We start from the raw sequence: 21,510 nt of genomic DNA, 5'->3' as shown, positions 1-21,510 counted from the left end.
GGGGGGCGTGGGGGTTGAGCGCTGGGGGCCGGGGCAACCCTATTGCGGGGGGGCCGGCCCGCGGCCGCCACTACCTGGGCAATGCGACGGTGACCGGGCAGACCGGCGTGCCGGCGCACCCGTGCGGTATCAGCGATCAAACCCCAGCAGCAGCGGATCGTGGTCCGAACTGCGCCACGGGCCCGCTTCGTTGCGGTCGCGGTAGCCGACATCGTCGGCTTCATCGGCATTGATGTGCCACTCCGCCGCCGCGCGCAGGCGTTTGGCCATGCCCGGGCTCAACAACGCATGGTCCAACCGGCCGGTCATGCCGTTGTAGACATAGCTGTAAGGCCGTTCGACCTTCGCCACTGCGAACGCATCCCGCCAGCCGGCCGCGTGCAGGGTGCGGATCGGGTCTTCCATCGCGTAGGCGTTGAAGTCGCCCAGCAGCACTGCATCGCGGGTGCCCGCACCGGTGGGATCGGTCGCCAGCCACTGGTCCAGCAGCGTGGCCGAGGCGACCCGGGTGGCATTCCAGCAGGCCTGGCCGTCCTTCTGATCGGCATCGGCACCGGTCGCTTCGGAGCAGCCCTTGGATTTGAAGTGATTGGCCACGACCACGAACGGCGCGCCCTTGCCCGCGCGGAAGGCCTGCGCCAGCGGCACGCGGCTGCGCTCGCCGAAGGGCTCCTTCTCCAGCACGGCGGGGGCGCCGACCGGGGTCACGCGCGTGGCGCGGTAGATGATGCCGACCCGGATCGGGTTGTCACCCGGGCCCTGCTTCGCGTCGATGAAACGCCAGTCGGCACCCTGGCCCCGGTCCGCATTGAGCGCATCGACCAGCTGAGCGATCGCCGACTGCGGGCCGTAGCCATCGTTCTCCAGTTCCATCAGCGCGGCGACATCGGCACCGAGCGCGTTGATGGTGGCGACCAGCTTGGCTTTCTGCGCCTGGTGTTCGGCAAGGGTGCGGGCGCCGCGCAGGGTCGGGTAACCGCCGCCCTGACCGTCGCCATTGAAGAAGTTCTCCAGGTTGAACGCCGCCACGTGCAGGGCACCGGCCACCACCGGTACCGCCGGGCGCTCCAGCCCGGGCAGGTTCAGGGGACGGGTCACCTGCAGGCGGGCGTTGCCTTTGGGATCGATGCGGACGATGCCTTCCACGTTGCGCAGGACCATGCCGGTGCGCAGGTTCGCCGCCGCCGGCAGGTAGGCCACCGGGCCGGGATCCCGGGCATCGCTGCCATCGTCCAGCACCAGCCGGCGACGCAGGTTGTCGGCCACCTCATGGGCGTGCTCCGGGGTGCCGGGTGCGGCCACCTCACTCGGCTGCCAGAGGCGGCCGCCGAAGGCTACGGTCAACTCACCGAAACGCGACAGGCCATCGGTACCGGCCAGGGTCAGTGGCGCGGCGATACGGACCTGCTGGCCATCCAGCGTGCGCCAGTCGGTCGGCGGCGCGGTCAGGGTGACCGTGGCCGACGTGGCCGGCGCCGGGCGCACCTGCGGCGAGGTGGCGGGCTGCGGCTGGGCGGCATGGACCGCGCCGGACAACGCCAGCGCGAGAGCGAACACGAGGGGGGTACGGCGCATCGGAAGCGGGACTCCAGGGAAGTGCGACAAGGCTAACCACATAACGTGAAACGCCGCCCTTCGGCGGCGTCGGTGGCCTGATCCGGCAAAGCCGTCATTTCAGGTTGGCGAGCATCCAATCGACCGTGGCATGGATCTGCTCCTCGGTCAGCGCCGGATTCCCGCCCTTGGGCGGCATGATGCCACCGTCCGGGCCGGTATAGCCCTCCACCGCGTGCTTGTAGAGCGTGTCCTTGCCCTGGGCAATGCGCGCATCCCAATGCCCGTGATCCAGCGTCGGCGCCTTGCCGACGCCATTGGTATGGCAGGCGGTGCAGAGGTTGTCGTAGATCACCTTGCCGTCGGTGGTACCGCCGTAGGCGACCTGCGAGGCGGCTTTGACCAGCGCGGCGGCATGGGCGGCGGCCTGCGCGGCGGCACCGGTGCTGCCGGCGTACACCGCACCGGCGGGCGCGATGCGCTGCTCGGTACGTTTGGCCGCCATCGGCGAGACTTCAGGGGGAATGCTGGTATGCAGGTAGGCCGCAAAGATGATGAGGCCGAGTGTGATGGCCATCAGCAGCGCGATGACCATGGAAAAGCGTTTCAGGAACTCGAGGTCGTAATTCCGCACTCTCTATACCCCTGGCTGGTAGTCGTTGGACCACGGCTTGTCGGCCGAGTATGACCAGCGTCGGCGGCGCTGCGCAAGCGACCGCCGGGTGTCGCAATGCAGCATCGGCGCTGCTCAGGCGCCCGCGGCACGCAGGCAGAAAACACAGATCGACTCGACCAGCGCATCTTCGTCGCCGTGCGCGTCGCGGCTCAGTGCGGTCGGGCCGACCAGCGCCTCGGTGAACGCCCCCACGATGCAGGCCGCTGCGACATGGGTGTCCTGCGGCGGGAAGGTGCCTGCCTCCACGCCATCGGCGACGATGCGCCGGAACACATCGCCGAACAGACGGCGGCAACGGATGCGCTCGGCCTCCACTTCCGGATCCACCGGCTCGGCGATGAAGGCATAGGCCAGCCCGGGCCCGGCCAGCGCGCGCCGCACGAAGGCGGTGATCGCCCGGCGCAGGCGCTCCGGCGCGGGCAGCGGCTCGGCCGCGATCGCCTCGAAGATGCGCAGCTCGTGCTCGACGGCGGCGGTGAGCACCTCCACGAACAGTTCGGCCTTGGAGGGGAAGTGCCGGTAGATCAGGCCGGTGGAGACCCCGGCTTCGGCCGCCACGGCGGTCACCGGGGCGTTGCGGTAGCCGCCGGCCGCCACCAGCACACGGGTCGCCAGCAGGATGCGTTCACGGGCGCCGGCAAGGCGTTCTTCCATCAGGGCGGAGCGTTTATAGGCCATTTGTTGATTCTATGTTCAATTTTTGAATTTGTGTTCACTTCTTTGTCGAACCCGGCTACGCTGGGGGTACATCGCCCGCGGGACGGCCCTGTCAGCCCGTCCATCCCTCCCGGCGCGTCCCATCCCTTGTTGTTGCGGAGTCGCCCATGCACGTCCCGACCATGAACTTCGATCTCGGCGAAGAGATCGACCTGCTGCGCCAGAGCGTGGCCCATTTTGCCTCCGCTGAAATCGCCCCGCTGGCGGCCCAGGCCGACGAAGAGAATCTGTTCCCCAATGCGCTGTGGCGCAAGCTTGGCGAGCAGGGCCTGCTCGGCCTGACCGTGGAAGAGGAATACGGCGGCAGCGGCATGGGCTACCTCGCGCATGTGGTGGCGATGGAAGAGATCTCGCGCGCCTCCGGTGCCATCGCGTTGTCCTACGGTGCGCACTCGAACCTGTGCGTGAACCAGCTGCGCAAGAACGGCAACGAAGAGCAGAAAAAGCGCTACCTGCCCGGCCTGTGCAGCGGCGAGCTGGTCGGCGCGCTGGCGATGAGCGAACCGGGCGCCGGCTCGGACGTGGTGTCGATGAAGCTGCGCGCGGACAAGCGCGGTGATCACTACGTGCTCAACGGCAACAAGATGTGGATCACCAACGGCCCGGATGCCGATGTGCTGGTGGTCTATGCCAAGACCGATCCGGATGGCGGCGCCAAGGGCATCACCGCGTTCCTGATCGAAAAGGGCATGAAGGGCTTCTCCACGGCGCAGAAGCTGGACAAGCTCGGCATGCGCGGCTCCAACACCTGCGAGCTGGTCTTCCAGGATTGCGAAGTGCCCGAAGCCAACGTGCTTGGCGTGGTCGGCGGTGGCGTCAAGGTGCTGATGTCCGGTCTGGACTATGAGCGCGTGGTGCTTTCCGGCGGCCCGCTCGGGCTGATGGCGGCCGCGATGGATGTGGTGATGCCGTACGTGCACGAGCGCAAGCAGTTCGGCGAGGCGATCGGCACCTTCCAGCTGATCCAGGCCAAGCTGGCCGACATGTATGTGGGCCTCAACGCCTGCCGTGCCTATGTCTACGCGGTGGCACGCGCCTGCGACCAGGGCCGCACCACGCGCCAGGACGCAGCCGGCGCGATCCTGTATTCGGCCGAGAAGGCCACCTGGCTGACCGGCCAGGCGATCCAGATCCTGGGCGGCAACGGCTATATCAACGAGTACCCGACCGGACGGTTGTGGCGCGATGCCAAGCTGTATGAAATCGGCGCCGGCACCTCGGAGATCCGCCGCATGCTGATCGGCCGCGAACTGTTCCAGCGCACCAAGTAAGGGCCCTGCCATGACCGTATTGAGCACCCAGCTGCAACCGGGCAGCGACACCTTCGAGGCCAACCGCGCCGCGCTGCAGGCGGTGGTCGACGACCTGCGCGCTACCCTGGCGCAGACCGCGCTGGGCGGCAGCGAAGCGGCGCGCGCCAAGCACACCGCACGCGGCAAGCTGCTGGTGCGTGACCGCATCGATGCCCTGCTCGACCCGGGCAGCGCCTTCCTGGAAATCGCCCCGCTGGCCGCGCACGGCATGTATGGCGACCCGATCCCCAGCGCCGGCGTGGTTGCCGGCATCGGCCGGGTCTCGGGCGTGGAATGCGTGATCGTGGCCAACGATGCCACGGTCAAGGGTGGCACCTACTACCCGATGACGGTCAAGAAGCACCTGCGCGCGCAGGAAGTGGCCGAACAGAACCGCCTGCCCTGCATCTACCTGGTGGATTCGGGCGGTGCGTTCCTGCCGTTGCAGGATGAGGTGTTCCCGGACCGCGACCATTTCGGCCGGATTTTCTACAACCAGGCCAACCTGTCCGCGCAGGGCATCCCGCAGATCGCCTGCGTGATGGGCAGCTGCACCGCCGGTGGCGCCTACGTGCCGGCGATGAGCGATGAAACGGTGATCGTGCGCGAGCAGGGCACCATCTTCCTCGGCGGCCCGCCGCTGGTGAAAGCGGCCACCGGTGAAGTGGTCACCGCCGAAGAACTGGGCGGTGCCGATGTGCACACGCGCATCTCCGGCGTGGCCGACCACATGGCCGACAACGACCTGCAGGCGCTGGGCCGGGTCCGCGCGATCATCGCCCAGCTCAACTGGCGCAAGCCCGAGCCGGCGCTGGCGGTGCAGGCCCCGGTGGAACCGCGGCATCCGGCCCACGAGCTGTATGGCGTGATCCCGGCCGACACGCGCAAGCCCTACGACGTGCGCGAAGTGATCCTGCGCCTGGTCGACGATTCGCGCTTTGATGAGTTCAAGCCGCGCTACGGCAACACCCTGGTCACCGGCTTCGCGCACCTGCACGGCTACCCGGTGGGCATCATCGCCAACAACGGCATCCTGTTCTCCGAGTCCGCGCTGAAGGGCGCGCACTTCATCGAACTGTGCACGCAGCGCGGCATTCCGCTGGTGTTCCTGCAGAACATCACCGGCTTCATGGTTGGCCGCAAGTACGAGCACGGCGGCATCGCCAAGGACGGGGCCAAGCTGGTCATGGCCGTGGCCTGCGCCAAGGTGCCCAAGTTCACCGTGGTGATCGGCGGCTCGTTCGGTGCCGGCAACTACGGCATGTGCGGCCGCGCCTACTCACCCAACTTCCTGTGGATGTGGCCGAACGCGCGCATCGGCGTGATGGGCGGCGAGCAGGCCGCCAGCGTGCTGGCCACGGTCAAACGCGATGGCATCGAAGCCAAGGGCGGGCAGTGGTCGGCCGAGGAAGAAGACGGCTTCAAGTCGCCGATCCGCGCGCAGTTCGAATCGCAGGGCCACCCGTACTACGCCAGCGCCCGCCTCTGGGATGACGGCGTGATCGATCCGGCCGACACCCGTCGTGTGCTGGGCCTGGCGCTGTCGGCCAGCCTCAACGCCCCGGCGAAGAAGACCGACTTCGGCGTGTTCCGCATGTAATGCACGGGCGGTGCCGCCTGGCACCGCCGCCCTTGGCCCGCGCAACGAGACCACCATGTTCACCAAGATCCTGATCGCCAACCGTGGCGAAATCGCCTGCCGCGTCATCGCTACCTGCCAACGCCTGGGCATCGCCACCGTGGCGGTGTACTCCGACGCCGACCGCCACGCGCGCCACGTGCGCCTGGCCGACGAGGCCATCGCGATCGGCCCGGCGCCGGCGCGCGAGAGCTACCTGCGCGGCGATGCCATCCTGGAGGCCGCCCGCCGCACCGGCGCGCAGGCGATCCATCCCGGCTACGGCTTCCTCTCGGAGAATGCCGGTTTCGCGCAGGCCTGCGCCGAGGCCGGCATCGTGTTCATCGGCCCCTCTGCGGCGGCAATCCGCGCGATGGGCGACAAGAGCGCGGCCAAGGCGCTGATGCAGCAGGCCGGCGTGCCGCTGACCCCGGGCTACCACGGCGACGAGCAGATCCCCGAGTTCCTGCGCAAGCAGGCCGACAGCATCGGCTACCCGGTGTTGATCAAGGCCAGCGCCGGCGGCGGTGGCAAGGGCATGCGCCGCGTGGATGACAGCGCGACCTTCACCGAGGCGCTGGCCAGCTGCCAGCGTGAAGCGCAGTCCGCGTTCGGCAACGCACACGTGCTGGTCGAGAAGTATGTGGAGCGTCCGCGCCACATCGAGATCCAGGTGTTCGGCGACAGCCACGGCAACGTGGTGTACCTGTTCGAGCGCGACTGCTCGGTGCAGCGCCGCCATCAGAAGGTGCTCGAAGAAGCGCCTGCGCCCGGCATGACGCCCGAGCGCCGCGCCGCGATGGGCAAGGCGGCCGTCGATGCCGCGCGCGCGGTCAACTACGTCGGCGCGGGCACGGTGGAGTTCATCGCCGGCCCGGATGGCGATTTCTACTTCATGGAAATGAACACCCGCCTGCAGGTGGAGCACCCGGTCACCGAGTGCATCACCGGCACCGACCTGGTGGAATGGCAGCTGCGCGTGGCCAGCGGTGAACCGCTGCCGCTGCAGCAGGATCAACTGCAGATCCGCGGGCACGCACTGGAAGCCCGCCTGTACGCCGAAGACGCCGACCGCGGTTTCCTGCCCTCCACCGGCACCCTGCGCCACCTGCGCCTGCCGGCCAACACCGCGCACGTGCGCGTGGATGCCGGTGTGGAACAGGGCGACGCGATCACCCCGTTCTACGACCCGATGATCGCCAAGCTGATCGTCTGGGATGTCGACCGCGACGCCGCGCTGCGCCGCATGCAGCAGGCGCTGGCCGAGTGCGAAGTGGTCGGCGTGACCACCAATGCCGCCTTCCTGCGCCGGCTGGTGATGACCGATTCGTTTACCCAGGCCAAGCTGGACACCGCGCTGATCGAGCGCGAGCAGGCCGCACTGGCCCCCAACGACGACGACAGTGATCCGGCGCTGTGGGCGCTGGCCGCGATTGCCGGCGTGGCCACCAGCGAAGCCGCCAGCCGTGATGCGCGTGACCCGCACTCGCCGTGGCAGGCCCAGGATGGCTGGCGCCTTGGTGCGGCCGCCGCACGCGCGCTGACGCTGGAGCACCGGGGTGCACAGCGCAGCGTGGCCGTGCAGGGCGCGGGCGGACAGTGGACCGTCCACATGGATGGCAACGCGCTGCAGGGCAGCGGCCGCCTGGCCGGTGATGCGCTGCGCGTGCAGATCGGCGAGCAGCTGCATCGCGCCACCGTCATCCGCGACGGCAATGAGCTGTACCTGTTCGGCAGCGAGGGCGTGCAGCGCTTCACCCTGCATGATCCGGTCAGCGAAGCGGACCAGTCCGTCGCCGATGCCGGCAGCCTGGTCGCGCCGATGCCGGGCCGTATCGTGGCCACACTCGTGTCACCGGGCACGGCGGTCAAACGCGGCGCGCCGCTGCTGGTGCTGGAAGCGATGAAGATGGAGCACACGCTGCAGGCACCGGCCGATGGCACCGTGCAGGGTTACCGGGTCAAAGCCGGGGATCAGGTGGGTGATGGGGCCGTGCTGGTGGATTTCGAGGCGGGGTGAGTCACCCGGTTGGCGGCTCGGCAGTGAGTACCGGCGTCCACACCTGGCCGCCGGGGTCGAACTCAGAGGTCGACATCTGCTGTGCCCGCCAGCCTACGCCACACACGGCGAGCGGGCTGAGCTGCATGGGATCCATGTCGAGCACCTGCTCGATATCCTGTTCGTTGATCGCGGCCGTAACAAAGGCCCCCAGGCCCTGTTCGGTCGCGCAGGTCAGCAGCAGCTGCGAGATGTGGCCAACATCCAGGATCACCGCGCGGTAGGCCTTGGGATGGTGGCGGTACTTCCAGTAGGTGCGCGCGAACCGGGGGGCCAGCACGATCAGCACCGGCGCATCGGCAAACCAGTGTTGGCCGGCGGTGAACAACACCGCCAGCTCTGCCATGGACCGCGCATCGGAAGGCAGGGCGGACACGCCGTGCGAGGCAGGATCGTAGTGATACAGACCCGCCTGGAGGCCCTCGACATGCTGCACCAGCAGATACGCTTCGGTGGGATGCAGGCCCCCGGCGGACGGTACGTTCTTTTTGAGAAACACCGCGTCTTCTTCGACCACCTGCCGTCCTGTTTCAGCCAGGGTGCGCTGCAGCAGTCGTGATAGCTCGGCCAGCGGCAGTGGCTGCGCCGTATCGAAGTTGCGGCAGGTGCTGCGCTCGCGCAGGCTGCGGTCGAACGCTTCCTCGGGCTGGCGTGGCAGGCGGCGAGGTTCTCCTGCGTGGGGAGCCAACGCGGGCGGTGGCGGCCCAAGGTGTGCACGCAGCCCCGCCGCTGTGTGCAGTCCCGCCGATTCCAGGGCTTTCACGCTGTCCTGGCCCTGCCAGCGGCCCTGCCAATGGAGCATCGCGGCAGGTCCCCACCACGGCACCTGCCGCAGCTGCGCTTCACGTTCAGCCAACGCGTCGCGATCTGCTCCCTGTGCCTGGACCAGCCCATGCGCCAGCAGGTAGCGCAGATCGCTGTCATCTTCCCCGGCGGGCCGTGGCTCCCATCGCTCCGGGTCGAGACGTCCCAGCAGCAGCACCTGTGACTCATTGAGCTCGACCGGCGCCGGCAGGTGCGGTGCCAGCGCCGTCCAGACACTGCGCAGGGTCATGCCCGTACCACCGGATACCAGCGCGCGCAGATCGAAGGAGGTCTGCTGTCGGGGCTCGAGGTAGAGGGTGCGGCATCGGCGCAGGTGGAGGGTATCGTGCATGGGCAGCCAGAAAGGGAAGCATCGCGTGTTCCAGTGTGTCGGCCGGGATCGCCAAAGATGAAGGCCGATGATCATCGGGCGACTCAAGCGCTTCACGCGCCGGCCGCTATCGATCGCGGCTGTAACGTCACACCCCGGCCTGCGCGTACGCCTCCTCCTTCCCTCCGCTATCTCCGAGACATCCCACATGACCAGCACTTCTCCGCCGCTTTCCTCCAACGATGCCGTACAGCTGCTGGATCTGCTCAGCAGCGACGATGCGTTCCGTACCCTGTTCCAGGCCGATCCCGCTGCCGCGCTGGCGACCATCAGCGCCGAGGCGGGCGCGGGATCGTGCGACTGCGAATCAGGCGGTCCGCTGGCCAGCAAGGAAGAATTCCAGGCCGCTCGCACGCGCCTGCTTGCCCACCTGACCGCCACCAGCTCCTTCAGCTTCCCGCACTGTTTCGTCAGCGGTGACATCGACTCACAACTGCAGCGCAAGCCGCAGCCCTGAGGTCTGGCGGTTACTGCAACGACGTCGCGTCCAGACGTCGTTGCGCGGCCCGGCTGTCATGGACATTCAGCGCCTGCAGGAGATAGGAACCGGCGTTTTCCGCGTAGGCCCTGCCGCGTTGTGTCGCCAGCCAGCGTTGCTCGGCGGCGGCAGCCACCTGGTCCCCGGCGGCCACCAGGCTGTCCTGCAGGGCGACGTGGACCTGGAACAACTCGCTGCCGTCGATGAGCGCGCGCAAACGCTGCACCGATTGCGCAGCCCGGCCATCCACGCGATCCTGGTTGGCCACCAGCACCGCCACCATCTGCGTTCCACGCGGGTCATCCAGTGCCTTGGCAAGTCGCTGCAGATGCGGCAACTGGCGACGTGCCACGTCATAGAGCTCGGCGCGTTGCGCGAGATAGGCCGAGGCAGCGGCCATGTACAGCCACTCTCCCCGCTCACCTGCCGCAGGATCGGCCGCCTGCGCGATCATGGTGGCGATAAGCTGCTCATATTCGTGTGCGCCGGCCTTTCGCACGGCAATGCTGGCCAGCGAAAGCGACTGCGCCTGGAACATTCCGCAGATCCGCGCGTTGTCACCGCAGTGGCGCAGCGCACCTGCATTGGCCCGCAGTGCCGCCGCCGGCTCGCCCGCGTCCAGCGCGACGGCGGTGCCCTCCAGGTGCATGGCAAGATCATCCTCCCGAGCGGCGGCAAGCATGCGCTGGGCGCCCACCAGGTCGCCATGAGCGGCGAGCGCGGCGACCATGTGGCGGTTCACTGACCATTGACCGATCCGTGCGGATTGACGATAGCTGCGCAGTGCCGCATCGGCGTGATTCTGCGCCAGCTCGGCGCGACCGAGCGCCTGCAACGCCATGGCCTGCAACGGGTTCTGTGCGACAGCGGCCTTGCGTGCAGCCTGCTCGGACTCGCTATACCGCCCCACGCTCAGCATGGACCAGGCGTAGTTGGCATGGGCGCCGTGGTAATCGGGATAGAGATCGCCCAAGAGCTTCCACTTTTCGGCCGTGGCGAGTGTTCCGGCGCCGTTGAGATCGGCATCCCAGGCGTCCATGTACAGCCGATCCCGCCCTGACAAGCGACCGGCAGCGCGTTTTGCCGCGGCCAGCGATTGCCGGGCCCCTTCGGGATTGCCCCGGCCCCACTGGATGCGCAGCTGTGCCAGGTAGGCGAACGCGAAGTCCGGATCGAAACGCACCGCCTGCCCGAAAAACCGCTGCGCGTCGTCATAGCGTCCATCGCCGTATGCTTTGACGCCCATCGCGTAGGCATGCAGCGCATCCAGGCTGGCCGTCGCCACCTTGGGCAGGGGCATCGAGTCCCGCGAGATGTCATGCATGGCCTCGCCGAGCTCGGCGCGCATCTGAGCCACGACGTCATCGGTGGATCCCAGCAGGGATTCCATGCCGCGGCCATCGGCATGGTCGGACCACGCCGTATTGCCGGTGTTGGGATCGATCAGTTCCAGTGAAACACGCAGCCGCCCATGCACTTCGGCCACGGTGGGTACGATCACGGCTCTGGCACCCTCACGCAGCGCGACCTCGATCGCCGCGTCGCGGTCCAGCGCTCCACCTTCGCGACGCATCCGCTCCAGCGTTTCCTGCACCTTCATGTCGCTGAGCACATTGACGTAACGCGACTGCTCCAGAGAAATGCGGAACGCCTGTTGAAGACTGTCGTCCAGCAGTGCATTGCCGGTCAGGTTATGGAGGTTGCCCAGTACCACCCAGTCACGTTCGCCGAAGGCAATGGCCGGCGTCGGGCGTAGAAAGGCCCAGGTGCCGAAGACCATGCCTGCCACCAATGCCACCTCGGCCAGCAGTGTCATCGGCCGGCGCCACAGCGGCACGGCACGACGGGCCTTGGGGCTGCCGCGTGGGGCACGCAGCGGCGCAAACTCCCGCTCGCCCACCTCATGGATGTCCTGGCGACCGGGCATGCCCTTGAACCGCCAGCCGCCGTGCGATTTCCACACCAGTCGCTCGCCACGCTCCCGCAGCTCGCCCACCGCGCGATGGGTCAGCGATTCGGCCACGGCCGAGAGCAGGATCTGCCCGGGCCGGGCAAGGGCCATCAGGCGCGCGGCCATCGGCTTGGCCAGGCCCTCGACCTCCAGCGATTTGGCCCCAACCTTGATCGCCTCGGGGCTGTTTTCCCAGGTCAGCACTTCGCCGACGTGCAGGCCCGCGCGGGCGCGCAGCACGATGTCACGCTGCTTGCCGATCTCCATCAGGCCGCGCTGGTAATCCAGCGCAAAGCCGAGACCATCGATGGCGCGCTCGAACAACAGCAGCAGGCCATCGGAACGATCGATCAGGCGACCATTCCACTGTTGCTGCAACACCAGCACCAGCCGGTCATGCGCCTGGAACAGCTCGGCCGCCGCCGCATCGCCGATGCGCTCGACCAGGATCAACGAGTCGCACAGATCGGTGAACAGCAGCGCCCGCATCTGCGGGGCCTGGGTCGACGTTCCGTTGTCGCCGTTCATGCCGATCTCCCGATCAGGGTGTGGCGGTCGCTGATCGCGACCAGTGCAATCGGTTGCCGCCCAGCCGTTTGGCCTGGTACAGCGCATTGTCGGCGCGGGCGTACCACTCGCTCCAGTCGGTCTGCGGGTCGATCAGACAGACCCCGATGCTGACCGGGCACACATGCGGCACGCCATGCGCACGGCCGATCAGGCCATGCACCGCGCTGAGAATGAACTCGGCGGCGTGCTGCAGGCTGTCCTGGTCGGCGCTGCGCAGCAGCAGGCAGAATTCGTCGCCGCCCAGCCGGCAGGCCACGTCCGGCTCGGTGGCCACCGAGCGCAGGATGTTGGCCACGCTCTGCAGCACGCGGTCGCCGGCCTGGTGGCCGTGCACATCGTTGACCTGCTTGAACTGGTCGCAGTCGATCAGCAGCAGGCCCTGAGGCGCGCTGTTTTCCTGCGCACGGCAGTCCTGCAGGTAGAGCGCGAGGCCACGCCGGTTGTGCAGGCCGGTCAGCTCGTCGGTGCGCACCAGCTCGCGGGTGTGGGTGAGCTGGTGAGTGGTGACGTAGAGGTTGTCCAGCGCGGTTTCGAGATCGTGGTTGCGGCGGCGCAGCTGGCGGATCAACACCTGCTCGTTGCTCACCACCCGCATGATCGTGCGGCGCAGGAAGTAGGCCAGCAGACCAGGGTCGCGGTCGACCAGACGCTGGAAATCGTCGTGGTCCAGTTCCAGCACGATACTGTCCTCGACCGCACGCGCGCCGGCCGTGCGCTGGTGGTCGCCGATCAGCAGGCCCAGCTCGCCGAAGAATTCATTGGGACCGAGCGACTTCACGACGAGGTCTTCGCCGAAGTCCAGTTCGATGCAGCCGCTGACGATCACGTACATCGTGCTGCCGGCGTGGCCGCGATGGAACAGATGGGTGCCTGAGGGCAGCTTGCGTTTCCGGCCGAATTGGGAGAACAATGCGGACTCGCCGTTGCTCAGGATGGCGTGCACGATCTCAGCCATCGCCTTGCGGTCGATGTCTGGTTCCTGTTCGCACATGATCGCCGCCGCACCCTTGCCGGTCATTTCCGAACACCCGCTTTCCAGCGTCCCCCTGGTGAGCGAAGGAGGATAGCACTCCTCAAAACTGTGCGCCCTATCCCATTTCCGACTTTTACCCCCCAAGATCGTGAAAACACGCGCGTTCTACCGCGTGTGACGATGTGAAGAGCCGGGTCCGGAGACGACACAGGGCGGCAGGTCCCCCGACCGGCCGCCCTGATGGCCTTCCCTGGCCGCCCTTGCCGGGTCAGGCCGCGCGTTCGGCGTTGAACTGCTCTTCCTCGGTGGACCCGGTCAGGGCGGTGGTCGAGGACTGGCCCTGCTGGATCGCCTGGGTCACCGCGTCGAAGTAGCCGGTGCCGACCTCACGCTGATGCTTGACCGCGGTGAAGCCCCGGTCGGCCGCGGCGAACTCGGCCTCCTGCAACTCCACGAAGGCACTCATCTGGCGGCGGGCATAGCCGTGGGCCAGGTTGAACATCGAGTAGTTCAGGGCGTGGAAGCCGGCCAGGGTGATGAACTGGAACTTGTAGCCGTATTTGGCGATCTCCTTCTGGAAGGTCGCGATGGTGGCGTCGTCCAGGTTCTTCTTCCAGTTGAAGCTGGGCGAGCAGTTGTAGGCCAGCAGCTTGCCCGGGAATTTGGCGTGGATCGCTTCGGCGAACTTGCGCGCGAACTCCAGGTCCGGCTTGCCGGTCTCGCACCAGATCAGGTCCGCATAGGGCGCATAGGCCAGGCCGCGGCTGATCGCCTGCTCCAGGCCGTTGCGGGTCTTGTAGAAGCCTTCCACGGTGCGCTCGCCGGTGGTGAACGGCTGGTCGTTGCCATCCACATCGCTGGTCAGCAGGTCGGCGGCCTCGGCATCGGTACGCGCCACCAGCAGGGTCGGCACGCCCATCACGTCGGCGGCCAGGCGGGCGGCGTTGAGCTTTTCGATCGCCTCGCGGGTCGGCACCAGCACCTTGCCGCCCATGTGCCCGCACTTCTTCACCGAGGCCAGCTGATCCTCGAAGTGCACGCCCGCCGCGCCGGCCTCGATCATCGCCTTCATCAGTTCGAAGGCGTTGAGCACGCCGCCGAAACCGGCTTCGGCATCGGCCACGATCGGCTGCAGGAAGTCGATGTCATCCTTGCCTTCGGCATGGTGCAGCTGATCGGCGCGCAGCAGGGTGTTGTTGATGCGCTTGACCACCGCCGGCACCGAGTCGGCCGGGTACAGCGACTGGTCCGGGTACATCTGGCCGGCCAGGTTGGCATCGGCGGCGACCTGCCAGCCAGACAGGTAGATCGCGTTCAGGCCGGCCTTGACCTGCTGCATGGCCTGGTTGCCGGTCAGCGCGCCGAGCGCGTTGACGAAGTCCTTTTCCTGCAGGTATGTCCACAGCTTCTCCGCGCCCAGCCGCGCCAGCGAGTGCTCCACGTGCACGGTGCCACGCAGGCGCACCACATCGGCGGCGGTGTAGTTGCGGGTGATCCCGGCCCAGCGCGGGTCGGTGTTCCAAGCGTGCTGGATCTGTTCGGCGGTCTGCAGGGTGCTCATGTCGAATCTCCAAAGGGAACGGATGCGGTAACAGCAGGTGGATGGCGGTCAGTCGAGACGGTCGTAGGCGGGCAGGGTCAGGAAGTCGGTGAGCTCCTCGCGGCGGCTGAGCGCGGCCAGCAGCGCGATGGACTCGGGGATGCGGGCGCTGCCCGGCAGCGCGGTGGTGTCACCCAGCCGCGCAGGCAGCTGGGCCAGGGTGGCGTCGAGCAGGGCCAGGTCGATGGCGGTGCCGTCGTCCAGGTGCTGGCCGGGGGTATGCAGCCACTGCCACAGCTGGCTGCGGCTGATCTCGGCGGTGGCCGCGTCCTCCATCAGGTGGTGGATCGGCACGCAGCCGTTGCCGTCCAGCCAGGCGGCCAGGTAGCGCACGCAGACCTCCACGTTGCCCTCGAAACCGGCGCGGGTGATGGTGCCGGTGGGCGCGGCGATCAGGTCATCGCGGGCCACCTGCACATCGTTGCGCAGCACGCGGTGCTGGTTCGGCCCGGGCATGTGTTCGTCGAAGATCGCCTGCGCGACCGGGATCAGCGCGGGGTGGGCGACCCAGGTGCCGTCATGGCCGGCGGTGACTTCGCGCAGCTTGTCCGCCCGCACCCGCGCCATCGCCTGCTCGTTGGCGGCCGCGTCGTGGTTGATCGGAATCTGCGCGGCCATGCCGCCCATCGCATGTGCGCCGCGGCGGTGGCAGGTGCGGATCAGCAGCTCCGAATAGGCCTTCAGGAACGGCTGGGTCATCGTCACCTGGCCGCGCTCGGGCAGCACCTTGTCGGGGTGGCGGCGGAAGGTCTTGATGTAGGAAAAAATGTAATCCCAGCGGCCACAGTTCAGGCCGACGATGCGATCGCGCAGCGCATGCAGGATCTCGTCCATCTCGAACACCGCCGGCAGCGTTTCGATCAGCACGGTGACCTTGATCTGCCCATGCGGCAGGCCGAGCATGCCCTCGATGTGCGACAGCGCGGTCTCCCACAGCGCCGCCTCTTCCATGCTCTGCAGCTTGGGCAGGTAGAAGTACGGGCCACGCTGCCTGCACATCAGCGTGCGGGCATTGTGGAAGGCGAAGACCGCCGCATCGAACAGGCCACCGGCGATCGGCTGGCCATCGATGCGCACGTGCTTTTCATCCAGGTGCCAGCCCCGTGGGCGCACGATCAGCACGGCCTGCTCGTTGAACGGTCGCAGCGTGTACTGCTTGCCCGGCTTCCCATCGACGGACGGCCCGGTGTGGGTCAGATCGCCACGCACCGCGCCGATGAGTGCCTGCTGGCCGGCCAGCAGGTTGCGCCAGGCCGGGGCGGTGGAATCCTCGAAGTCGGCCATGAACACCTTGGCGCCGGAGTTCAGCGCGTTGATGACCATCTTCGGGTCGGTCGGGCCGGTGATCTCCACCCGGCGGTCCTGCAGCGCCTCCGGCAGCGGGGCGACGTGCCAGTCGCCGGCGCGGATCTCCGCGGTATCGGCACGGAAGTCCGGCAGGCCGCCGCCATCGAAGAAGGCCTGGCGCGCGACCCGTGCCTGCAGCCGGCGCTGACGCTCCGGCTCCACCGCCCGGTGCAGCGACACCAACAGCGCCAGTACCCCCGCCGGCAGCAGCGCGGACTGGCCGGCCAGCTGGGTGGTGAGGGCAATGCCGGGGGTGGCCGGTGCATCGGCGGGGGTGGGCTGGGCGGTGGCGTAAGCGACGGCGGACATGGCGGACTCCTGCGGTGCGGTTGATCTCCACCGTGCGCCGCCGCGCCGATATTTGACAAAGCAGTTATTGCAATGGCTTACATAAGGTGTGCTTATACTCATGACGTCATGACCACGCCCCGCACGCCAAGTCCCCGGTTTTCCTACAAATCCGATCGGCTCAAGCCGCTCCGGGCGTTCTGCCAGACCGTCCGCCTCGGCTCAGTCTCACGGGCTGCTGAGGCTTTGTTCGTCAGCCAGCCGGCCATCAGCCAGCAGTTGCAGGCGCTGGAGCGCGAACTCGGGGTCAACCTGTTCGAGCGCAGCGGGCGCCGCCTGGTGCCCAGCCGTGAAGGCCAGCTGCTGTATGAGATGGCGCTGCCGCTGGTGGAGAACCTGGACGGGCTGGAGGCCAGCTTCCGTGACAAGGTGAAGGGGCTGGATGCCGGCGAGCTCAACATCGCGGCCAACAGCTCGACCATCCTGTACCTGCTGCCGCGCATCGTGGAGCGCTTCCGCCAGCGCCACCCGGATGTCCGCCTGACCCTGCACAACGCGATCAGCGCCGACGGTACCGACCTGCTGCGCAGCGATGCGGCGGACCTGGCGGTGGGCTCGATGACCGACGTGCCGGCCGACCTCAGCTACGCCCCGGCCTACCGCTTCGAGCAGGTGCTGATCGCCCCGCCCGATCATCCGCTGGCGCATGGCGAACTGAGCCTGGAGGCGATCTCGCAGTACCCGCTGGTGCTGCCGCCCAAACGCCAGATCACCTACCGGCTGGTGGACCAGGTCTTCCAACGGCATCGACTGCCCTACACCGTGGCGCTGGAAGTAGGCGGCTGGGAAGTGATCAAGCAGTACGTGGCGATGGGCATGGGCATCTCCATTGTGCCGGCGCTCTGCCTCCACGATGCCGACCGCGAGAAGCTGGTGACGCGCTCGATGAGTGCGTGGTTCCCGGAGCGCAGTTATGGGGTGATCGTGCGGCGCGGGCGGTTTCTGTCACCGCAGGCGCGGGCGTTCATCGAGCTGATCCAGCCGGATCTGTTCAGTCCGCGCAGCTATGATGAAAGTGGTCATTCCGAGCGCTGACACACGCCCATGTCCATCGAACTCCGCCACCTGCGCTACTTCCTGGCCGTCGCCGAGACGCTGCACTTCGGCCGCGCGGCCGAGCGGCTGGGGATGTCGCAGCCGCCGCTCAGCCAGCAGATCCGTCAGCTGGAAACGCTGCTCGGCGCGCGGTTGTTCCTGCGCGCGAACCGTCGCGTGGAACTCACCGATGCCGGGCGCGTGCTGCAGGAACAAGCGCGCGAGGTGCTGGCCCGGGTGGAGACCGCGATCGATCTGACCCAGCGCGCGCAGCGCGGGGAAACCGGCGAGCTGCGCATCGGGCTGACCCGGGCCACGCCACTGTCCACGCAGATTCCGCGCGCGATCTTCGCTTACCGCCAGCAGTTCCCGCAGGTGCAGTTGAAGCTGCGCGAGATGAACACCCTGCAGCAGATAGATGCGCTGATGGCCGGCGAACTGGATGTCGGGTTGATCCGCAAACGTGCCCTGCCCGCGCCGCTGATGTCACGCAAACTGTTCAGTGATCCGCTGGCGCTGGTGGTGCACGGCCAGCATCCGCTGGTGCGTGAGCTGCCCGCCGATGCGGCGGTGGCGCTGCGGCTGTTCGCGCATGAGCCGTTCGTCGGGTTCCTGCGCGAGGTCGGTGCGGGCATCCACGATCACTTCATCGCGTTGTGCCGGGGCGCCGGCTTCACGCCGCGCATCGTGCAGGAAGCCGGGGAAGCCTCGACGTTGATCAGCCTGGCGGCCTCAGGGTTGGGGGTAACGGTGCTACCCGCCTCGTGCAGCCATATCCAGGTGGACGGGGCGCGCTTCGTCGCACTCAGCGATCGTGCCGCCAGTTCGGAAGTGCACGTGGCCTGCCGGCGTGGTGCGGCGTCGCCGTTGATCGGGCACTTCACCCGGCTGCTGCAGGGGGTCAGCGGCTGAGCGCGAGCGCGGTGGTGGCCGGTTGCACGCGCTGGCCCAGACGCCAGGCGATCACGCCACCGGCCACGGTCAGTACCCCCACGAAACCGCACACGCCCAGCCAGTCCCAATGGGTGTAGAACACGCCGCCAAGCACCCCGGCCACGCTGGAGCCCAGGTAGTAGGCAAACAGATACAGGGCGGACGCTTCGGCGCGCATCGCACCGGCGCGGCTGCCGACCCAGCTGCTGGCCACCGAGTGGCCGCCAAAGAAGCCGAACGTCACCAAGGCGATACCTGCGGCCATGCAGCCCAGCCACGGCATCGCCAGCAGCACGATGCCCAGCGCGATCAGTCCATAGCAGATCGCCAGCACGCGGCTGCGGCCATGGCGATTGGCCTGCTGCCCCATCCACGCCGAGCTGAAGGTGCCGACCAGGTACACGCTGAAGATCAGGCCAACCACGGTCTGGCTGAGGCCATACGGCGGCGCCAGCAGGTGGAAGCCGAGATAGTTGTAGAGGGTGACGAACACGCCCATCAGCACGAACGCGGTGGCGAACAACCACGGCAACCCGGGATCGCCGAACAGCCTGCGCCAGCGCGAAGGCAGTTCGCGCAGTCCCCCGCGACTGCTCTGGAAGTGGCGTGACGGCGGCAGCTGGATCCATAGCAGCACGGTACTGAGCAGCGCGATCAACGAGACCACGCCAATGCCCCAGCGCCAGCCCCAATGGTCGGCCACGATGCCCGCGATGAGACGGCCGCTCATGCCGCCGATCGCGTTGCCGCCGATGTACAGGCCCATCGCCAGGCCCAGCGCGCGGCTGTCCATTTCCTCGGCGAGGTAGGTCATGCCCACCGCCGGGACGCCACTGAGCGCGATGCCGAGCAGCGTGCGCAACACCAGCAGCGTGGTCCAGTCATCCACCATCGCGGTGGCGACGGACAACACGCTGGAGGCCAGGAGCGCGGCGACCATCACGCTGCGGCGCCCGATGCGGTCGGAGATCAATCCCGCCATCAGCATCGAGACCGCCAGCAGACCGGTGGTCAGCGACAGGGTCAGCGCACTGTTGGCTGCGGAGACACCGAAGTGGCGACTGAATTCGGGCAGCAGCGGCTGCACCGTGTAGAGCAGCCCGAAGGTGGAGAAGCCGGCCAGGAACAGCGCGGCCGCCGTGCGCCGGAAGGCCGGGGTGCCCTGCTGGATCTGGTCCCCGGCCGGCGCTGCGGTGGTGGTCGGGGGGCTGCGGTCGGGGACCGCTGCGGTGTCGCCATTCATGCCGGTAAGGCCCGCGTAGACGGGCCGGAGCGAGGAGTCAGCGCTCAGGATAGGCAGCGTCGGTAGGTCGATCCATAACCTGATAGGTCTGAATCGAGATGTTGCAGATATCGATTCAGATCGCGGGCGCGGTTACAGCGCCTGCCAGGTCAGGCCTTCGCCGCGCCGGTAGTAGACATGCGAGGCCTTGCCGTACAGCGCGCTGGCCTGGACCAGGCCGAAGAAACGTCCGTCGGCACTGTTGCCGCGGTGGTCGCCGAGCATCAGCACCTCGCCCGTCGGGACGGTCAGCCCAGTGATGTCCGGTCCACCCCCTTGGCCCAGATCCAGCTGGGCCAGATGCTGGCCGAAGTCTTCGATCTCACCGACCCCGGCCTGGGCCAGCGGATGGCCGTTGATGCTCAGGTGACCGTCGTGCAGCTCGACCCGATCCCCGCCGACCGCCGCGATGCGCTTGATCAGCCGGGTGCCGTCCTGCGGTGAATCGAACACCGCCACGTCACCGCGCTGTGGCTGACCGGTGTGCAGCAGCTCCACCGAGGTGAACGGCAGGCGCACGCCGTAGGCACGCATGTCCACCACCACCCGGTCACCCGGCATCAGCGTGTGCTGCATCGAGCCGCTGGGCACCTGGTAGTGATTGGCCAAGGTGTCGCGCGCCGCAGCGAGCAGGCCGAGCATCACCAGCAACGGCAGGGCTTCCTTCTTCAGCCAGCGCAGCAGGCGATGGTCGGTGGGGGCAGAGGCGGCGGCGGGGGTGTCCATACGGGCGCTCCAGGAAGTGTGTGGCTGTGACCGGACGGACGGCGGGCAAGTTCCCTGCCCCCCCGCTGAAAAAGCTACGCACTGTTTACGCAGGGGCCGCCCGGTCGGCATCGCGGTTTTACGGGGCGCGGCCGCATCGTGGCGACACCGCGCCGCAGGGCGCTTCGAAGAGACGTTCCATGACCATCCTGCTGATCCGGCACACACCGTCGAACGCCGTGCCGGACGCGTCGCCGCTGCCTGCGCGGGTCGCCGGGCACCGCCTGGCCTGCCGCGACTGCGACTCCCTACCGGCCCTGATGCGCTGCCTGCAGCGTGCCCAGCGCAGCCGCCCGGCGCTGGTCCTGATTGCCACCGCGGCGGTCGATGCGCCGCAGTGGGCGCGCTACGGCCAGGCACTGCGCACCGCGCTGGAGGACCTGCCGGTGCCGTACATCGAGATGGCCAGCAACGACGACGATGCGCTGGACGAGCACCTGCATCCGCAGCATGCCCCGGCCGCGCGGGTGGTGTGCAGCAGCGGCCGCCAGGATGCGTGTCGCCTGTCGTTGGCGATCGCCGCCCATCGCCTGCAGGCCGTGGAGGGCTGAGCCATGTCGATCTTCATCATCCGGGGGCCGGAAGCGGCCGGGCAACTGATCCGTACCGCGCAGCCGCTACCGGCACTCGTTCTGAAATCCCTGGTGCATCGCGCGATCGATGCGGGCACCACGGTGGCGATCCGCGCGTGTGGCTCGGAGCAGGAACTGCTGGATGCCCTGCGCGTGGCCGATCACAGCCGCGGCGAAGTCACCCTGCTCGATCCGGGTGCGTGCGTGGCCAGCGCGCGCCTGCAGCGCCTGCTGCCGCATCTGCACAACGCCTATGTGGAAGTGCACGACGACGATGCGCGCGCCCCGGAGGCATGCCTGCCAGCGCATGTGGGCCAGCGCATCGGCGTGGCCCGCGGGTACTGCGCGCAGAGTTACATGCACGCGCTGGAGATCGCGCTGGATCACCTGGGGTGCAGTGAGATCGCCGAGGGCGTGCACGTGGGGACGTGATGCGCGGGGTCGGTGGGGCGGGCGCTGGGCGCCTATGCCCTTGGAGGCGAAATAAAGGGGGAGGGGGCGGCCGCAGGCCGACGCCGGAGGACATTCGCCGGAAAGGGCATAGG

General features: G+C 68.0%; 18 protein-coding genes. 8 read left to right on the top strand and 10 right to left on the bottom strand.

Annotation, left to right across the window (positions count from 1 at the left end; translation table 11 throughout):
* Positions 1 to 129: 129 nt before the first annotated feature.
* From QMX81_RS15550 to QMX81_RS15540, 3 genes are all read right to left on the bottom strand, one after another.
* Positions 130 to 1,575, bottom strand: coding sequence for an ExeM/NucH family extracellular endonuclease (locus QMX81_RS15550; protein ID WP_282262803.1), 1,446 nt, complete (start codon positions 1,573 to 1,575; stop codon positions 130 to 132).
* Between the two features lie 94 nt (positions 1,576 to 1,669).
* Positions 1,670 to 2,188 (bottom strand): c-type cytochrome, encoded by a 519-nt coding sequence (locus tag QMX81_RS15545; protein ID WP_070474313.1) that lies wholly within the window; start codon positions 2,186 to 2,188, stop codon positions 1,670 to 1,672.
* 114 nt (positions 2,189 to 2,302) lie between these two features.
* A complete protein-coding gene (locus QMX81_RS15540; RefSeq protein WP_121044348.1) occupies positions 2,303 to 2,908 on the bottom strand; it encodes a TetR/AcrR family transcriptional regulator in 606 nt (201 codons plus the stop codon).
* Positions 2,909 to 3,054: 146 nt separating this feature from the next.
* Here QMX81_RS15540 and QMX81_RS15535 point away from each other — a divergent pair, with 146 nt between their 5' ends.
* From QMX81_RS15535 to QMX81_RS15525, 3 genes are read left to right on the top strand one after another with little or no spacing between them, the layout of a single operon-like run.
* Positions 3,055 to 4,218: an isovaleryl-CoA dehydrogenase gene (locus QMX81_RS15535; protein WP_102788830.1), complete on the top strand. Its 1,164-nt coding sequence runs from the start codon at positions 3,055 to 3,057 to the stop codon at positions 4,216 to 4,218.
* A 10-nt stretch (positions 4,219 to 4,228) separates the two neighbouring features.
* A complete protein-coding gene (locus QMX81_RS15530) occupies positions 4,229 to 5,839 on the top strand; it encodes a carboxyl transferase domain-containing protein (RefSeq protein WP_152154434.1) in 1,611 nt (536 codons plus the stop codon).
* A gap of 55 nt (positions 5,840 to 5,894) precedes the next feature.
* Positions 5,895 to 7,877: an acetyl/propionyl/methylcrotonyl-CoA carboxylase subunit alpha gene (locus QMX81_RS15525; protein ID WP_282262795.1), complete on the top strand. Its 1,983-nt coding sequence runs from the start codon at positions 5,895 to 5,897 to the stop codon at positions 7,875 to 7,877.
* 1 nt (position 7,878) lies between these two features.
* Here the strand turns inward: QMX81_RS15525 and QMX81_RS15520 are convergent, their stop codons facing one another.
* On the bottom strand, positions 7,879 to 9,147 hold the full coding sequence (locus QMX81_RS15520) for a putative peptide maturation dehydrogenase (protein WP_336619093.1): 1,269 nt from the start codon (positions 9,145 to 9,147) through the stop codon (positions 7,879 to 7,881).
* A gap of 112 nt (positions 9,148 to 9,259) precedes the next feature.
* Between QMX81_RS15520 and QMX81_RS15515 the strand changes: the two genes are divergently transcribed.
* Complete coding sequence (locus tag QMX81_RS15515) at positions 9,260 to 9,568, top strand: NHLP-related RiPP peptide (protein WP_282262793.1); 309 nt, start codon at positions 9,260 to 9,262, stop codon at positions 9,566 to 9,568.
* 10 nt (positions 9,569 to 9,578) lie between these two features.
* Here the strand turns inward: QMX81_RS15515 and QMX81_RS15510 are convergent, their stop codons facing one another.
* The 4 genes from QMX81_RS15510 to aceB form a co-directional block, all read right to left on the bottom strand.
* Complete coding sequence (locus QMX81_RS15510; RefSeq protein WP_282262791.1) at positions 9,579 to 12,068, bottom strand: putative peptide modification system cyclase; 2,490 nt, start codon at positions 12,066 to 12,068, stop codon at positions 9,579 to 9,581.
* A 13-nt stretch (positions 12,069 to 12,081) separates the two neighbouring features.
* Positions 12,082 to 13,128, bottom strand: a complete 1,047-nt coding sequence (locus QMX81_RS15505) for a GGDEF domain-containing protein (RefSeq protein ID WP_282262790.1) — start codon at positions 13,126 to 13,128, stop codon at positions 12,082 to 12,084.
* Positions 13,129 to 13,351: 223 nt separating this feature from the next.
* Positions 13,352 to 14,644, bottom strand: a complete 1,293-nt coding sequence (gene aceA, locus QMX81_RS15500; protein WP_121044367.1) for an isocitrate lyase — start codon at positions 14,642 to 14,644, stop codon at positions 13,352 to 13,354.
* Between the two features lie 48 nt (positions 14,645 to 14,692).
* Positions 14,693 to 16,339 (bottom strand): malate synthase A, encoded by a 1,647-nt coding sequence (gene aceB, locus QMX81_RS15495; RefSeq protein WP_282262788.1) that lies wholly within the window; start codon positions 16,337 to 16,339, stop codon positions 14,693 to 14,695.
* Between the two features lie 108 nt (positions 16,340 to 16,447).
* On the opposite strand from aceB, the gene QMX81_RS15490 reads away from it, so the two are divergent.
* Together QMX81_RS15490 and QMX81_RS15485 are read left to right on the top strand one after the other, a co-directional pair.
* The gene (locus QMX81_RS15490) at positions 16,448 to 17,413 is read left to right on the top strand and encodes a LysR substrate-binding domain-containing protein (protein ID WP_121044373.1); all 966 of its coding nucleotides are present in this window, start codon (positions 16,448 to 16,450) and stop codon (positions 17,411 to 17,413) included.
* 9 nt (positions 17,414 to 17,422) lie between these two features.
* Positions 17,423 to 18,325, top strand: coding sequence for a LysR substrate-binding domain-containing protein (locus tag QMX81_RS15485; RefSeq protein ID WP_282262783.1), 903 nt, complete (start codon positions 17,423 to 17,425; stop codon positions 18,323 to 18,325).
* Here QMX81_RS15485 and QMX81_RS15480 read toward each other — a convergent pair.
* Both QMX81_RS15480 and lepB read right to left on the bottom strand, forming a co-directional pair.
* A complete protein-coding gene (locus QMX81_RS15480) occupies positions 18,315 to 19,589 on the bottom strand; it encodes an MFS transporter (RefSeq protein WP_282262781.1) in 1,275 nt (424 codons plus the stop codon). The genes QMX81_RS15485 and QMX81_RS15480 overlap by 11 nt on opposite strands.
* A gap of 132 nt (positions 19,590 to 19,721) precedes the next feature.
* Positions 19,722 to 20,354: a signal peptidase I gene (gene lepB, locus QMX81_RS15475; protein WP_282262779.1), complete on the bottom strand. Its 633-nt coding sequence runs from the start codon at positions 20,352 to 20,354 to the stop codon at positions 19,722 to 19,724.
* A 179-nt stretch (positions 20,355 to 20,533) separates the two neighbouring features.
* On the opposite strand from lepB, the gene QMX81_RS15470 reads away from it, so the two are divergent.
* A complete protein-coding gene (locus QMX81_RS15470) occupies positions 20,534 to 20,944 on the top strand; it encodes a hypothetical protein (protein WP_282262777.1) in 411 nt (136 codons plus the stop codon).
* A gap of 3 nt (positions 20,945 to 20,947) precedes the next feature.
* Complete coding sequence (locus QMX81_RS15465; RefSeq protein WP_282262775.1) at positions 20,948 to 21,397, top strand: 3-dehydroquinate dehydratase; 450 nt, start codon at positions 20,948 to 20,950, stop codon at positions 21,395 to 21,397.
* Positions 21,398 to 21,510 lie beyond the last annotated feature (113 nt).

It is taken from the genome of Stenotrophomonas sp. PS02301, from assembly GCF_029959485.1.
Taxonomy (GTDB): domain Bacteria; phylum Pseudomonadota; class Gammaproteobacteria; order Xanthomonadales; family Xanthomonadaceae; genus Stenotrophomonas; species Stenotrophomonas maltophilia_Z.
The sequence above is the reverse complement of the archived record's forward strand: the minus strand, read 5'-3'. Positions and strand labels throughout refer to the sequence as shown.

Coding starts and splice junctions, on each gene's coding strand:
- QMX81_RS15530 (WP_152154434.1), top strand. CDS start 4,229: ATGACCGTATTGAGCACCCAGCTGCAACCGGGCAGCGACACCTTCGAG.
- QMX81_RS15535 (WP_102788830.1), top strand. CDS start 3,055: ATGCACGTCCCGACCATGAACTTCGATCTCGGCGAAGAGATCGACCTG.
- QMX81_RS15550 (WP_282262803.1), bottom strand. CDS start 1,575: ATGCGCCGTACCCCCCTCGTGTTCGCTCTCGCGCTGGCGTTGTCCGGC.
- QMX81_RS15540 (WP_121044348.1), bottom strand. CDS start 2,908: ATGGCCTATAAACGCTCCGCCCTGATGGAAGAACGCCTTGCCGGCGCC.
- QMX81_RS15505 (WP_282262790.1), bottom strand. CDS start 13,128: ATGACCGGCAAGGGTGCGGCGGCGATCATGTGCGAACAGGAACCAGAC.
- QMX81_RS15490 (WP_121044373.1), top strand. CDS start 16,448: ATGACCACGCCCCGCACGCCAAGTCCCCGGTTTTCCTACAAATCCGAT.
- QMX81_RS15525 (WP_282262795.1), top strand. CDS start 5,895: ATGTTCACCAAGATCCTGATCGCCAACCGTGGCGAAATCGCCTGCCGC.
- QMX81_RS15470 (WP_282262777.1), top strand. CDS start 20,534: ATGACCATCCTGCTGATCCGGCACACACCGTCGAACGCCGTGCCGGAC.
- QMX81_RS15515 (WP_282262793.1), top strand. CDS start 9,260: ATGACCAGCACTTCTCCGCCGCTTTCCTCCAACGATGCCGTACAGCTG.
- aceB (WP_282262788.1), bottom strand. CDS start 16,339: ATGTCCGCCGTCGCTTACGCCACCGCCCAGCCCACCCCCGCCGATGCA.
- QMX81_RS15465 (WP_282262775.1), top strand. CDS start 20,948: ATGTCGATCTTCATCATCCGGGGGCCGGAAGCGGCCGGGCAACTGATC.
- QMX81_RS15520 (WP_336619093.1), bottom strand. CDS start 9,147: ATGATCATCGGCCTTCATCTTTGGCGATCCCGGCCGACACACTGGAAC.
- aceA (WP_121044367.1), bottom strand. CDS start 14,644: ATGAGCACCCTGCAGACCGCCGAACAGATCCAGCACGCTTGGAACACC.
- QMX81_RS15480 (WP_282262781.1), bottom strand. CDS start 19,589: ATGAATGGCGACACCGCAGCGGTCCCCGACCGCAGCCCCCCGACCACC.
- QMX81_RS15510 (WP_282262791.1), bottom strand. CDS start 12,068: ATGAACGGCGACAACGGAACGTCGACCCAGGCCCCGCAGATGCGGGCG.
- lepB (WP_282262779.1), bottom strand. CDS start 20,354: ATGGACACCCCCGCCGCCGCCTCTGCCCCCACCGACCATCGCCTGCTG.
- QMX81_RS15485 (WP_282262783.1), top strand. CDS start 17,423: ATGTCCATCGAACTCCGCCACCTGCGCTACTTCCTGGCCGTCGCCGAG.